The sequence below is a fragment of the Micromonospora sp. HUAS YX12 genome, assembly GCF_040215685.1.
GTDB classification, from domain to species: domain Bacteria; phylum Actinomycetota; class Actinomycetes; order Mycobacteriales; family Micromonosporaceae; genus Micromonospora; species Micromonospora tulbaghiae.
The window spans coordinates 3,989,179-4,002,872 of sequence record NZ_CP157974.1; the positions used below are offsets into that span (position 1 = coordinate 3,989,179).

At 66.5% G+C, this 13,694-nt stretch carries 11 protein-coding genes; 9 read left to right on the forward strand and 2 right to left on the reverse strand.

The annotated features are described in order from the left end of the window. The first annotated feature begins 185 nt into the window (after positions 1-185). The 8 genes from ABIH81_RS19285 (at position 186) to ABIH81_RS19320 (ending at position 11,800) form a co-directional block, all read left to right on the forward strand. The gene (locus tag ABIH81_RS19285; RefSeq protein WP_349876281.1) at positions 186-1,700 is read left to right on the forward strand and encodes a DUF3375 domain-containing protein; all 1,515 of its coding nucleotides are present in this window, start codon (positions 186-188) and stop codon (positions 1,698-1,700) included. Then, positions 1,693-2,418, forward strand: coding sequence for a DUF4194 domain-containing protein (locus ABIH81_RS19290; protein WP_349876283.1), 726 nt, complete (start codon positions 1,693-1,695; stop codon positions 2,416-2,418). Before ABIH81_RS19285 ends, ABIH81_RS19290 begins: the two co-directional genes overlap by 8 nt. Beyond that, entirely contained in the window at positions 2,415-5,804 is a 3,390-nt protein-coding gene (locus ABIH81_RS19295; RefSeq protein WP_349876284.1) for an SbcC/MukB-like Walker B domain-containing protein, read from the forward strand. The genes ABIH81_RS19290 and ABIH81_RS19295 overlap by 4 nt, the downstream gene beginning before the upstream one ends. Continuing rightward, positions 5,791-6,984: a Wadjet anti-phage system protein JetD domain-containing protein gene (locus ABIH81_RS19300; RefSeq protein WP_349876285.1), complete on the forward strand. Its 1,194-nt coding sequence runs from the start codon at positions 5,791-5,793 to the stop codon at positions 6,982-6,984. Before ABIH81_RS19295 ends, ABIH81_RS19300 begins: the two co-directional genes overlap by 14 nt. Positions 6,985-7,400: 416 nt before the next feature. Further along, a complete protein-coding gene (locus tag ABIH81_RS19305; RefSeq protein ID WP_349876286.1) occupies positions 7,401-8,840 on the forward strand; it encodes a hypothetical protein in 1,440 nt (479 codons plus the stop codon). A 324-nt stretch (positions 8,841-9,164) separates the two neighbouring features. Continuing rightward, on the forward strand, positions 9,165-9,881 hold the full coding sequence (locus ABIH81_RS19310; protein ID WP_349876288.1) for a DUF4062 domain-containing protein: 717 nt from the start codon (positions 9,165-9,167) through the stop codon (positions 9,879-9,881). Positions 9,882-9,887: 6 nt separating this feature from the next. Further along, positions 9,888-10,280, forward strand: coding sequence for a hypothetical protein (locus ABIH81_RS19315; protein WP_349876289.1), 393 nt, complete (start codon positions 9,888-9,890; stop codon positions 10,278-10,280). 107 nt (positions 10,281-10,387) lie between these two features. Further along, positions 10,388-11,800, forward strand: a complete 1,413-nt coding sequence (locus tag ABIH81_RS19320; protein ID WP_349876291.1) for an RNA-binding domain-containing protein — start codon at positions 10,388-10,390, stop codon at positions 11,798-11,800. 488 nt (positions 11,801-12,288) lie between these two features. Here the strand turns inward: ABIH81_RS19320 and ABIH81_RS19325 are convergent, their stop codons facing one another. Further along, positions 12,289-12,546 carry a transcriptional regulator gene (locus ABIH81_RS19325; RefSeq protein WP_349876292.1) on the reverse strand — a complete coding sequence of 86 codons (258 nt, stop codon included), beginning with the start codon at positions 12,544-12,546 and terminating at the stop codon, positions 12,289-12,291. 64 nt (positions 12,547-12,610) lie between these two features. On the opposite strand from ABIH81_RS19325, the gene ABIH81_RS19330 reads away from it, so the two are divergent. Beyond that, a complete protein-coding gene (locus tag ABIH81_RS19330) occupies positions 12,611-13,240 on the forward strand; it encodes a hypothetical protein (protein ID WP_349876293.1) in 630 nt (209 codons plus the stop codon). Positions 13,241-13,350: 110 nt separating this feature from the next. Here the strand turns inward: ABIH81_RS19330 and ABIH81_RS19335 are convergent, their stop codons facing one another. Beyond that, positions 13,351-13,680 (reverse strand): hypothetical protein, encoded by a 330-nt coding sequence (locus tag ABIH81_RS19335; protein ID WP_349876294.1) that lies wholly within the window; start codon positions 13,678-13,680, stop codon positions 13,351-13,353. Positions 13,681-13,694 lie beyond the last annotated feature (14 nt).

Genomic DNA, 13,694 nt, shown 5'->3' on the forward strand with positions numbered 1-13,694 from the left:
AAACGTGAGCGGTCCAGCCGCTCCATCTGGCCCGGCCCTTTGTAGCCAGGCCCGACCAAACGGCGGCTCCCGGTCGATCGATCGAGCAATTCAAAAATGTCGCAGCCTTGACTTACATTGCGTGTGGCATCGACTACGCCTTGATCTTGGGTGGGTCGGCGGTCGAACGAGGAGGTGCCGGGCCGGTGAGTGACATCGCGGGTGAGCTTGCGCGCGTCCGCGTGGCCTTCGCTAAGCCGACGTTGACGCTGCTCGCCAAGCGGAAGTGGGCGCCGGTCGTGTTGTCCATCTTCATCGCGTCCTTCAGCCGCGATCAGGACGTGATCGCGGCCGAGCGTTTCCACGCCCAGGTGGCGATCTATCTGGCCGAGTTGCGGTCGGCGGGTGAGGCGGTCCCGGACGGTCCGGCGCGGGTGCTGTGCCGCCGGTGGGTGGACGAGCAGTGGCTGGTGCTGTCGGCCAACGACGACAACGCGGAGGAGTACTCGCTCACGTCGCACGCCCAGGAGGCGATCGACTATGTGCACCGGCTGTCCGGGAGCAGGTCGATGTTCAGCGAATCGCGAATCCGCACCATCCTCGAGGCGGCACGTCGCTGCGCGATGGACGCCAACCCGGATCGGGAGGATCGGCTGCGGCGACTTGACGATCAGATCGGGCGTCTGACCGCGGAGCGTGAACGAATCGCTGCTGGTGGGGCGATCGATCCTTTGCCGGACGATCGGCTCATCGAGGAGTACCTGAACCTGCGGGACCTGATCGCGCAGCTGCCGGCCGATTTCATGCGCGTGTCGGAGTCGGTGAAGGCGATCCACCGCGGCATCGTGGCCGAGTTCCGGGAGGAGACACGCCGGACCGGCGAGGTGCTGGACAGCTACCTGACGCGGTCCAGCGACCTGATGGCGGAGTCTCAGGAAGGGCGCGCGTTCACCGGCGCCGTGGAGCTGCTACGTGACGACCGGCTGCTCAAGGAGCTGCGCGACGACCTGGGCTCGATCTTGCAGCATTCGTTCGCGCAGGCGCTCACGCCGTTAGAGGCGCGAGAGTTCCGTAACACGGTGGTGGGGATCCGGCACGGCATCGATGTCGTGCTGGAGCAACGCCGCCGGCTGTCAGCGACCTTACGGGCGCACATCACCCGACACGACGCCATCCGGGACCGCGAGCTCGACGACGCGCTGCGGCGGGTCAAGGCCGAGCTGGCAGCGTGGATGCAGGTATCCGGAGCCCGATCACGACTGGACATGGTGTTGGGGCTGCCGTCGCTGGAACTGGCGCATCTGCGGCAGCGTTTCTACAACCCCGACGACTACGCGCCGCCACCGCCGTTGCGCGGCCACGGTGACGACGCGGTGCCGCCCCTGAGCATGGAACAACTGCGCCAGCAAGGCGGTCCCAGCCTGGCCGAGTTCCGCGCCGCACTGTACGAGCGTCTGCGAGACGGCGCTGTTTCGGTCACCGCCGGCGAGGTCTTCCGTGGCGTGTCCGACGAACTGCGCCGCCCGGTCGAGGTCCTTGGTCTGATCCAGATCGCGGCGGCAGTGCATGCCCTCGACCCAGCACAAGACGACGAGAGCGAGACATTCGAGGCAGTCCGCCCCGATGGCAGCCGCCGCACGTTCGAAGGCCCCCGGTTGAAATTCGGGCAGGCGCAGCTGGCCGCCTTGGGCGACGACAACCAAGGAGGAGCCGATGACTGACCCGGACCTGGACGAGGCCGACAGCGCGGATCACGACGGCTCCTGGGACGACCTCGACCGGATGCTGGACGATGACGGGCCGCAGGCATTGTTCGAGGGCGACTGCGGTCAGTTGGCCCTTGAGGTGCGGCGCACGTTCGTGTCGCTACTCAAGAAGCGGTACATCTCCGCCGAACGACACCCGCAGGACTGGCGGGTGTTGATGGAGAACCGAAGCCTGCTGGAGTCACGGTTCAACGACATCTTCCTGCAGCTGGTCGTCAGCGGCGATTACGAGGTGGCGTACAAGCGGCAGGCGAGTCCGGACGGTGGCGGCGTGTTCCCCACGGTGCTGCACGACACCACCTACAACCGGGAGCAGACCATCCTGATGGTCCATCTCCGGGCCGTGTTCCGCAGCAAACGGGCGTCCGGCGAGGACGTGGTTTTCGTGGATGCGGAGGATCTTGTCCAGGAGATCGCTAACTACCGGCCCGCGAGTAACACCAACCACCTCAACGACGAGAAAACTGCCCGTCGCGCGGTCGAGGCGCTGGTCACCAGCGACATCCTGTTGAAGAGCAGCGAGGACGACCGGTACCGCATCTCATCGATCATCGAGGTCCTGTTGCCCGTCAACCGCGTGCAGGAGCTGTACGAAAGCCTCGTCCGAACCCGAAGCGGTGGACCTGGGACCGGCGACAACAGTGGCCCGGACCAGGAGGACAGGCAGCCGTGAGTATTCCCCTGCAGTCCGTGCGTGCCAGGCCGGACGCCGAGATCGGTACCCAGCAGTGGCGCGTCGAGTCGCTCCAGTTGGTCAACTGGGGCGGCTTTGAAGGCCACCACACCATCGCATTCGCGGAGACCGCGACTCTGATCAGCGGCGCGAGCGGCACCGGCAAGTCCACGCTGCTCGATGCCTACGTCGCCCTGATGATGGACAGCAACACGCCGTTCAACGGGGCCTCCAACGACGCTGTGACCGGACGTGCCCGCAGCAGCGAGCAGCGCAACATCCTGTCCTACATGCGGGGCAAGGTCGACACGAGCCGTGAGGCCGGGACCGGCCGACTGCGTGACGACGTCCTGCGCGGCCAGCACTCCAGCACCTGGTCCGCCGTCGCGATGACCTGGCGCAACGACGCCGACGAACGGTTCACCGCCCTGCGGCTGTACTACGCCGCGGTCTCCGCGATCAGCTTCAACGACCTCGGCAAACACCTGGCCACCATCAACGGACCGTTCGAGTTGTCCCTGCTGGACCCGTTCGCCGGCGATCGTTTCATACACCAGCAGGTCACCAAGCGATTCCCGGGCCTGAAGTTCCATGATGGCTACACCCAGTTCGCCGCAGCCCTGCACACCCGGCTCGGTATCGGCGCGAACGGCGACGGCGCCAAGGCGCTGAAGCTGCTCGCCCGTATCCAGGCCGGCCGACAGGTCACCACCGTCGATGGGCTCTACAAGGACATGGTCCTGGAAGAACCGAAGACCTTCACCGCCGCGAACAGGGCGGTCGAGCACTTCGACGACATCCAGGCCTCCTATAACACCATGAAGACCGCGGAGAAGCAGGTCGCGGTCCTCGACGGCATCCTCCCGGCCTACCAGGCCATGACCGAGGCGCGGGAGGAAGCCGACCTGATCGAGTCCCTGCGGATCGAGTCGACCGACGCGAACACACCGTTCTTGCTGTGGGCCCGGCAGGTCGAAGCCGCCCTGTTGACCCAGGCGATCATCGACAACCGCGCCCGAAACGGCACCATTATCGGACGGCTCACCGCTGCTCAGGCGAGACAGACATCCTTGCAGGCAGAGATCGCCGACCTGCAGGAACAACAACGTGCCAACGGCGGCGACGCTCTGGAAGCCTTGGAACGCTCCATCAGCGTTCTCAACGGTACGGTGACCGCCGTCGAGCAAACGCTGAGCACCTTCCGCCAGCGCACTGCGGTCCTCGAGCGCGGGGTGACCTCGTCGGAGGAGTTCGACGCGCTGCGGGCGGACAGCGGCACCTTCCTGGCCACGTTCGAGCAGCATCGTCTCAGCCTGCAACAGCAGCGTGACAAGACGCTCAAGGATGCCCACCCGCTGCAGACCGGGCGCGACAAACTCCAGCGGGAGTTCGACTCCCTGAAGGGACGCACAGGCCTGGTCCCCCATGACCTTCACGCACAGCGACTCGCCCTCGCCCAGGCGATGAACCTGCAGGCGGAAGATCTTCCGTTCGTGGCGGAACTCATCGACATGGCACCGCAGTTCGAGGCGTGGCGCGAGGCAGCCGAGCTCGCGTTGGGCGGTTTCGCTGTCACCATGCTCATCGACGAACGCCGCCTGGACGAGGCCCGACGGCGGGTTAACCCCCTGCGGTTCGACCGACGGGTCCGCTTCGAGGGGGTGCGGCTGAACGAGCCGACGCGACGCACACCGAGCCCGGACACGCTCCCCGGCAGGTTCGTCACCCGAGAGACACCGCTCACCGGCTGGCTGCTCAACACATTGATGACCCGGTTCGGCTACGACTGCATCGACAACCCAGACCTGCTCGACTACACCGACTTCGGCCTCACCATCACCGGTCAGACGAAGGAGCGCAGGCGCGGCGCGCATGGCGGGCACGGCGCGCGCAGGGTGATCGGCTTCTCCAACCGGCATCGACTCGCCCAGATCGTCGACGAGCAGAAAGGCATCGACAAGCAGCTCGGCGAGTTGGCAAGGCTGAAGATCGAGCTGGAGGCACGCAGTAACAGGCTGCATGCCGAACGCGATGCCCATAACCACGTCATCATCACGACGTGGGCCAGCATCGACGTGGGCGGCGTCCGGGAAGAGATCAAGGAGAAGGAGCGGGCCTACCAGCGTCTCCTTGCCGCCAGTGACGTGCTCCGCGAGCTGAAACAGCAGGAAAACGAGCTTGCCGGCCAGCTTGAGAACGTCCAACGCGACGTCTTCGGCGACGAGAAGGAACAAGAGCAGCTAGGCAAGACGCACGAGAAGCTCTTGGAGGATCAGGCCAAGGTCAGCGCCCACCTGCAGGACATGCAGGGTGATCCATCCGCCACGTTGACGGAGCCTCAGTCGGCACGCCTACAAGCCACCCGCGACGGCACCGGCTTCGACGAGACCCTCGATGGATTCCGCAGATCCGTCGAGGTGATCAAGACTGTGCTCGCGGATGCCTCCGAACGTGCCCGGCGCGAGGCCGCCGGTCACGAGCGGCTGCTGTGTTCTACCTTTAAACGGTTCCAGGAACAGTGGCCACGCCCCAACCTCGGCGACGGCGTCGACTCTTACGACGGCTACCGCGAGATCCTCACGGACCTGCTCGAGGAAGGCCTCCACGAGCGACGCGCCAAGTTCAGCCGGCAGGTCAGCGACTGGTCCGGCGTCGACCTGCTGCGCCTGCACGGGGCATACGAAGAATCCGTCGAGGAGATCGAGGCTCGCCTCGAACCGGTGAACGACATTCTGTCCCGTCTACCCTTCGGCGCCGGACGAGATCGCCTACACATCAACCTGCGCCGCCGGGAGGCCAAGGACATCGCCAAGTTCCGCAAGGAACTGAAGGTCCTGGCGTCCGGTACCACGGAGACCGCCAGCGACGCGGAGATCGAGGCGAGGTTCGAGCGACTGCGCAAGTTTATCGACCGTATCCGCAAGTCCGACAAGAGCAGCCAGCGCGAGTACCTGATTGACGTTCGCAAGCACGTCGACATCGATGCCGAGCGACGCGACACCACCGGTCGGCAGCTGAGCGTCTACGCCAGCCTCGGTGGCAAGTCCGGCGGGGAGACCCAAGAACTCGTCGCGTTCATCGTCGGCGCAGCCCTGCGTTACCAGCTGGGCGACGCCAGTCTGACCCGTCCCCGCTACGCGCCGGTCTTCCTGGACGAGGGTTTCGTCAAGTCAGACGCCGAGTTCGCCGGGCGGGCGGTTGCAGCGTGGAAAGGGCTCGGCTTCCAGCTCATCGTCGGAGCACCCAACGACAAAGTGACCGCCATCGAACCCTACGTCGACCTGTTGCTGCAGGTGACCAAGAACAACAGCAACTACTCACACGTCTCGTCAGTCCGCCCCACCACCAGGACACCACGCATGGTGATCACCGATGAAGTCGCCTGAACAGGTAGTGGCCGAGATCGGCACCCGGTTACGCAACCGCTGGCACCTCGGCGTCGCCGGCCTCGACCCCGACGGCTGGCCCTACCGCGCCGCCCTCGGCCAGCCGACCAAGCCCCAGCTGGAGGCAGACTTCCCCACTGCCCGCCGCTGGGCCCTGGACTGGGCCGCGTGGGCGGACCACCAAGGACTCGTGCTGGTTCGGCAGACCCGCCGCGTGATCGGCACGAGCCAAACCCTGCCCACCCACCTGGAGATCCCCGACCTGGACACCGCTGCCCGCTTGGTCGGTCAGGAATGGCCAGCCATCCTGCGTACCGCCTACGACCGTGCAACGGTCCTTACCACCGCATTTCCCTACGTTGACCTGGTCAAGACCCTGCCCGCCGTGCGGGCCCTCACCGACGTCGACTTCACGCTGCTGCTCGACGCGGCCCGCTGGTTCTCCCGCCACGACGCCCGCGGACTGACCCCACGACAGGTCCCGATCGAGGGCCTGCACGGCAAATGGCTCAACCGACACCACGCGCTGATCCGTCACCTATCCGGGAAGGACGACCTCGGGCTAATCAGTAGACCAACCCGCGTGCACTTCACCTACCTGGACCCGACTTACCGTGCCTTGGGTCGCCGCTGGCACGAGAGCGTCACCATCGGCGACCCCGTCACGCCGGCCTACACCCCGGACACCATCCTGGTCCTGGAGAACAAGGACACCGCCGTCTACTTCCCACCTCTTCCCGGCGGTATCGCCGTCGAAGGCGAAGGAAGCAAGGCACCGGGAGCGCTGCCCCGAGTTTCCTGGATCCGTGACTGTCCCCGGATCATCTACTGGGGCGACATCGACGCCGCAGGATTCGAAATCGTCAACAACCTCCGCACGAACGGCGTCGATATACAAACCATCCTCATGGATCAGCAGGCCTACGACGCATACGAGCGATTCGGCGCCTGGACCGACGAGAAGGGCAAACCGATCCCATGCTCACCTCGCAAGCCACTGCCCACCCTCACAGCATCTGAACGCGCCCTTTACGAGCAAATCACCGACCCCACATGGGCGCGAGTGCGACGCGTCGAGCAAGAGCGAATCCCGTTGGCGGAAGGACTCGCGACCGTGACGGCACACCTGCAGAATGCCGTCAGTCTTTCCCCAGAGCGTCGAGAGCTGCAACTCCCATGACCCGCAGCGGGCCGCTGCGTGAGCGATCGATCAGCGACATCGGAGCTGCGCGGCACATGCTGGCGTAACCGCCGACCGCCACCCGACGCCGCCGGACGGGGTCATCCGCCAAGGCGCCACCGGCCAGGCGGGCGCCGCAGCTGGGGCACCGAGGGTCGAGGTCAGCAGACTCGGCAACAACGCGGTGGGCATCTCATGGCCGACATCGGCCAGCAGACTCGCCGCGCCGATGCTCCCACCTCCGCGGGTCAACCACGCCTGCTCGGCCGCGCCGACCGGCGAGCCCTTGATATTCGCGGTCGTTGCCATGGTCAGCAGTTTGCCGCGGCGAGCGCCAGGCCGACAGGTCTGGGTGTGAACCAAGGACCCATGCCATCGCTCCTAGAAACCGCTGCTGCCACCGCCAGCCATGAAGGATGATCACCGTTGTCGTCGCTCCGAAGCCTGATGGACACGGTGTCCGTCCTCAGGCGAAGAACATGCATAAAGATTTCGATATGGTCGATATGTTGGATCAGATTCCCAGCTCGCACATGGCGGCGCGCCTCGACGGGTGCCCGCCGTGGTGCGTCACAGTCCACGCCGGCGAGGCATCGTGTAGTCCGGGCGGCCGGTCCCGGCGGCACTCCCGGACGGTGATGGAAACCCATGAAGGCGAGGTCAGCGGGATAGGGGTAGTGATCGTCTCACTGGAGCACCTTGATCAGCCCGACGAGAGCGCACCGGCGGAGTTGGTCGTGTCCGCCCGGGATCCGCTCAACCTGGCTGACGCCGGCTACCTCGCTACATCCATCAGGAAAGCGGTCACGTTAGCCCGCCAGACGCACCGGCCGTACTGGCTGAAGCGGGCGTGCCCGTCATGGTGCAACGCGACCCACCTCGACGGCGACCACCTCGATGATCGAATCCACTTGCCAGACGACTCGCCGCCGGTGCTGTTGTCGCTGCACAACTCGGTGAGTACCGCCGGCGAGTCGTGCCGCGATCAGGCGTACCGGCCGCAGCGGCTGGAGGTCGACTTGGAGCAGCACGCCGACGCGGTCGAGCCGGTGGTGACGTTTGTCATCGAGGGCGCGACGGCGGCGTTGCGCCTCACCCTCGACGAGGCCGAACAGGTGCAAACGGCGGTCGGCCAGGTTGTGGCAATGGCGCGGGATGCAGATAGCCAGCCGATCGGGGCCGCTCCGGCATTGTCTGCTCCAGCACGGACGCCGGAGCGGCCGAGCCTCGACCGGACCCTGGTCGACCGGGTGATCCACGACGAGGGCCTGATGGCCGGGCAGAAGATCAGCGTCCTGCGCGGAGGCCTCGCCGCGCATTTCACCGAGCAGGGCCTGAGCGCCGCTGAGCAGGCCGCGCGGTTGAACTGCACCGAGGAACAGGCGGTGGACGCGGTGGTGGACTTCGCGATGTGGTCGCACGCCGGCTACCTGCTTCCCCCGGCGAGGCCGGCCGAGCCGCAGTGCCCGGTGTGGTGCGCCGGGGACTGCCGCTCCGAAGGTGGCGTCCGCCTGCACGACCGGCATGTAGCCGCCGTGTACGGCCAGCACAGCGACGACGCCAATGAACCTAAGGTGGCTACGGTCGACCTTGAGGCGTTCAACTCGCCCGACGGGTACGGCGACGAGCCGCCATCGGTCACGCTGGCCATCGACAACCCGCAACAGCGCACCGCCGACATGACCAAGCTCGACGGGCTGGACCACGGCACGGTCCGGGGCCTGGCCGCGTCGTTGCTGTCGGGCTGCTGGGACCGCACGACGATCCGGCTCACCCCCCAGAAGGCGGCGGAACTCGGTGCCTCACTGATCACCGCATCCCGCGCCGCCTACAACAACACCGCAGTCAAGGCCTGACAATAGCCAGGATGTGGAGCGGCCCGGCCTCCGAAAGGCGACGACGCCCGGCCCGTTCGGGGCAGTCGACCAGCGCCGGTGGACCGCTTCTGCACCCCACCAAGGGGGTTGGCGTTCGCAGGATAAGGTGGCACGAGGGTTGCGAGCAGGGGCGCCGTACGAACCCTGTGCGTTATCCGGCGTGGTCGACAAGCAGGCCGGCGAGCGTCCGATCCGCAGCGGCGCCGGCGCCCTGCGCGCACACCGTAGTCGCATCGACCTTCGAGGTGTCGTCTGCAGACATGCCGCCGGTGGGGAACGGCGGGCGCGGGGGAGAATGAGGGCATGAGGGTCTTCATCAGCAGTGTTCGGCGAGAACTCGAAGAGGAGCGCGACGCACTTCCGGGCTTGATCTCGGCGCTCGGGCACACGCCGGTGCGCTTCGAGGACTTCACCGCCCAGACCTTGCCAAGCCGTGAGGCGTGCCTGAAGGGCGTCACCTCGGCCGAGGTGTACGTGCTGATCCTGGGTCCCCGCTATGGCGACCCGCTGCCCGACACCGGGCAGTCGCCGACCCATGACGAGTGGATCGCCGCGAAGACCGCCGGCATGCCCCGGCTGGTGTACCGCAAGCTGGGCGTGACGTTCGAGCCCGCCCAGGAGGAGTTCGTGCGCTCCATCGGTGACTACGGCACGGGCGTGTTCTACGAGACGTTCGCCACGACCGCCGAGCTGCAGACCAAGGTCGCGGCGAAGCTCAGGGAGCTGGAGAGCGCCGGCAATCCGCTGGCCTTCATGCCCCTGCCGCGCCCGATGACGGTGACCTGGCGCTCGGACTTCGAGGATCGCCGTGGCAGCACCCCGAGCCTTCCGGCGGCCGTCGAGGTTCATGTCCTTCCTGCCACGGGGACGAACCGGCCGGCCCGGGTGATGGCCGAGCTGGAACAGCTCCTGCCGGCGCGACTGCGCGCCAGCGGTCAGGTCCACGCCGCCGACCCGCTGACCGCGACCCGCCAGGGCGGTGCCGTGGTCGTCACGGTTCCGGTTCGGAGCAGCCGGTAGGACGAGGTGCGCGCGGCGCAGTTGCTCGGCGTGCGCACGGCCGCCGACGGGCAGACCTCGGCGTGGGCGTCACTGCCGGGCGACGGGATGGGCGCCATTCTTGACCCGGATGCCTTGCCTGATCAGATCGCCGGACTGCTGCGTCTCATCGGCGGTCTGGGGATTCTCGACGGCGGCCAGGTGGCGATCGGTGTCGGCGTCAACAACCCGCAGATGATGTCGGTGGGCCGAGTCAGCGGGCAGCCGCGTCAGCGGGCCACCAGCCTGATGCTGTCGAACGAGCCAATCCACGTTCCGCCCGACGAGCTGATGACCCTAGCGGCGCTTGGACCGGGGGCTGCCGAGGTGGGCCGCACCCTGAGTCGGACTCTCATCGACGCTGTCTCGCCCCGCCGGTAGCGCGCAGAAGATCCTCCCACCCTGGTTTGTCCGGCTACTGGTCGCACCGAGGCGGGCGACAGCGGGGCGCACTCGTCACGAGTGATGGCGGAGAGGACAATCGTCGGATGGCTGCTCTGCGTTCTCGCCGTCTCGACGTTGTGCTCGGCGCCCCGGTCGATCAGCTGACCGCCCATCACATCGACGCTTTGATCGACAACGGGGTGCATGAGGACTTCGACCTGGACTTCAAGAGGGAGACCTACGGCAACAGCGAAGGCGCGAAACGGGACCTGGCCGCCGACGTCGCCGCCTTGGCCAACAGTGCCGGAGGCGTCATCATCGTGGGCTTGGACGAGGACAGCCAGGGTGTAGCGAAGCGGGCCGACGAGCCGGTCGACTTCTCCGACAAGGAAATCAACCGACTCTTCCAAACGGTCGCGAGTAACTGCGCACCGCTGGTGCCACTGGATATCCGAGCCATCAAACCGGACCCGACAGCCACCGCCGGTACCGATGCTCAAGAGCGCGGCTACATCCTGATCGCCGTACCCCGCAGCGCTTCCGCACCTCACGCCGTGGTAGTCAATAACGCCCTGCGGTTCCCACGCCGGCACGGACGAACAACCCACTACCTCTCGGAAGCCGAGGTCGCCACTGCCTACCGCGCTCGGTTCGACAGCCGTTCAGACCGGGCAAATCACGCGACCGACATCCAGGAAGAGTTGGCTGGCCGGCTATCCCCGGCGGCCGGACCGTGGCTGTTGGTGTCGCTCGTACCAGACCTTCCAGGTGACCTTCAGATCGACTCCGCGACATTCCGCCGCTTCGAAGCCGAGTTCTTGAACCGTCCAGTCACACAGCCACAGTTCTACGGTCGGACGTTCCAACGGACGCGCGTGGGACGCCGCCGGCTCTGCGCCGACGCCTCGTTGCGGGACGGAGCTGATCTGACTCGAGCGGTGGTTGAGCTGCACTCCGACGGTAGTGGTGTTTTCGCGTTCGAGCTGTACGACGAGTCGCAGCGATCCAGCGAGTGGCAACGGGTGGGCGCCGACGGCGAATCGGTGGACGACGGGGCCACTTCAACGCACCTGATCGCCGACGTACAGCTCGCACTTACCGTGTTTTCCGCAGTGGCCACGCTTGCGGAGCACGCCACAACGCGCAGCTACGCCGGCGGCAACGCCACCTTCCATGCGCGGCTCGTCGCCGCGTCGCCGGAGCGATCCATCGCAATCTGCCGGCGGACAGACTGGGGAGCGGATTCCCTGAGTCGGATGCCCTCAGTGGCATCCTCGGCGCCTGCCGAGGCAGTCGTGGACCTTGGCGCGCTCGATCGGCTCGGGCCGGGCACCGTGCAAGCGTCCTCGATGTTACTCAACGAGATCGGCAACACCTATGCGGTCGAACAGCTCGGCCAGTTCAGCGACACCGGCGCGGTCCGCCGTCGATACTGGCCAGCGAGTATGTGGAAGCAGATAGGCGAGTGGTTCGCTGCCAAGGGAATCCCCGTCAGTGAAGACAGGATCTCCGGTTGAACTAGATCAGGGATTTGGATCGGAATGTGAGGGCAAGGCATCCGGCCGGCGCCGTGACGTCTGTGGCGGCGGAGGCGGCGGCGGTTGGGTTCGCGGCGATCGTGGCTGCTCGGTGGCTGCTCGGACGTCGGGGAACTGTCACGAACGTACCGCTAACCAACCGAACTCAGTGGGAAGCGCCACGCCCGCTTCCTTATCGACGACTGCGAATTAGATGCCCCTACAGGGCGTGGACCTGCGAGGAAGTACCCGGACTCGAATGGATCGGAAGGGTTGCGGTCGGACGCGTTTTGTGTAGAGTCGTATTCCTAGAAGTATGCGCTCGCAGCCTCGGACTACGGATCAGATGCTTGCCGAGGGCAAGGAAACACATGCCGCGGCAGTGTCACGGGGCCCACGGGGCATGCCCATAATTTTCATTCGGTGGACGCATCGCCCGGCAGCCGCCTCCGCGACGGCGCCCCGCGGTAGTCATGGAAAGTCTGGCGTCACCGTCGGCGCATGATCGCGTAGACCATCCTGCTGCTCGCGAACTCGGAGACAGTGATCAGTTCCCAGCCGAATCGTTCCAGCACCTCCGCGGCGGCGACGGCCTGCGTGACCTGGTCACCGCCCACGCCACGATGCGACAGGACGGTGAGAAGCCGGTACGGGTAGACGCGCAAGTCGACACTGCCGCCGAGGACTGCTTCGGTGGTGACCGTTCTCGTGCGGGCGATCTGCTCCGGTGTCTCACGGGCGGCCATACGTGAACCCTAGTCGTCGCTTGCACGGAAAGTCGCGTTCGGTGACAGCGGGTATGTTCGGGTCGTGCCTACCTCGGTCCGTCTCCCGGCCGTCGCCGCTGCCGTCCTGCTCGCCGCAGCGGTGGCCGGCTGTGAGGGCGCTGACGGTCCCGTCGCGGCGCCCACCCCGCCATCTGCCTCGGCTTCCGGCGTCACAGCCGGCCCGACAGCACCCGCCGATTCGGCGTACACCGCGGACGGGCTGGACCTGTGCGCGAGGACCGATGTGAAGGTCGTGGCGGACCTGGCGCCCGAGGTGACGCGCGAAGATCCGCGGCCGCCGCTGGCTCGACCCGGTACCGCCTGCCTGTTCGAGCTGCGGACCAAGGGCGGCTACCAGGCGAATCTTCGGGTCGAGGCGTCGACGCTCGCGACGGCCGACGAGGCGCGGCAGCTGTATCGCGGGACGCGGCGGGCTACGGGGATGACGCCCGCCGGAGCTGTGCCGGGCGTGGGGGAGGAGGCGGAGGCTTTCACCAAGCGGTCATCACCGGGGTTCAAGTACGCCGAGTACATGGTGCACGCGCGTACCGGCAACCTGGTGGTAAAGGTGTGGCTCGCCGTCGGCGGCGAGTCTTACGTTGCGAAGTCGGTGTTGGCGGAGAAGTTGTTGGCGATCCTGCGGGCCACGCAAGCGGCGGTGCCGACGGCCTGAGAGGCCTTGACTCGTCGCCCCGAGCCACTGCCTTTCCGATTTGCCGTGAACGCACACGCTTGCCGGGTAGCGCACGCTGTGGCCTCTGGAGAGGGGCACCTTATTCTGGGTCAGTCCCGAACGGCTTGCGGCCACTGGCTTCCGGGTAGCTTCGAGTAGTCACCGACCTGGGTGGCGATGTCCCGGATGTTGCCGAGGGCGTCCATGAAGCGCTGCCCGACGGTGAGCAGGGTGTTGAGGCCGGCGGTGACGAGGTCACCGACAGATTTGGCGAGGGTGGAGATGGCCCAGGGGATGTCGATGACCGTGCTGGCCTCGGTGGCGGCCTGCGCCAACTTGCCGGCGAGTCCGGTGACGATCTTGGCCAGCTCGACGGCGTAATCGACGTTCGAGCGGGCAATCTTGAACAGCCATTGGCTGATGAACTCGGCCTTCAGCACCGACTCGTCGATCG

Bases quoted from the DNA above. Each gene is read 5' to 3' on its own strand.
- ABIH81_RS19290 (WP_349876283.1), top strand. From the start codon at position 1,693: ATGACTGACCCGGACCTGGACGAGGCCGACAGCGCGGATCACGACGGC.
- ABIH81_RS19300 (WP_349876285.1), top strand. From the start codon at position 5,791: ATGAAGTCGCCTGAACAGGTAGTGGCCGAGATCGGCACCCGGTTACGC.
- ABIH81_RS19305 (WP_349876286.1), top strand. From the start codon at position 7,401: ATGATCACCGTTGTCGTCGCTCCGAAGCCTGATGGACACGGTGTCCGT.
- ABIH81_RS19310 (WP_349876288.1), top strand. From the start codon at position 9,165: ATGAGGGTCTTCATCAGCAGTGTTCGGCGAGAACTCGAAGAGGAGCGC.
- ABIH81_RS19320 (WP_349876291.1), top strand. From the start codon at position 10,388: ATGGCTGCTCTGCGTTCTCGCCGTCTCGACGTTGTGCTCGGCGCCCCG.
- ABIH81_RS19325 (WP_349876292.1), bottom strand. From the start codon at position 12,546: ATGGCCGCCCGTGAGACACCGGAGCAGATCGCCCGCACGAGAACGGTC.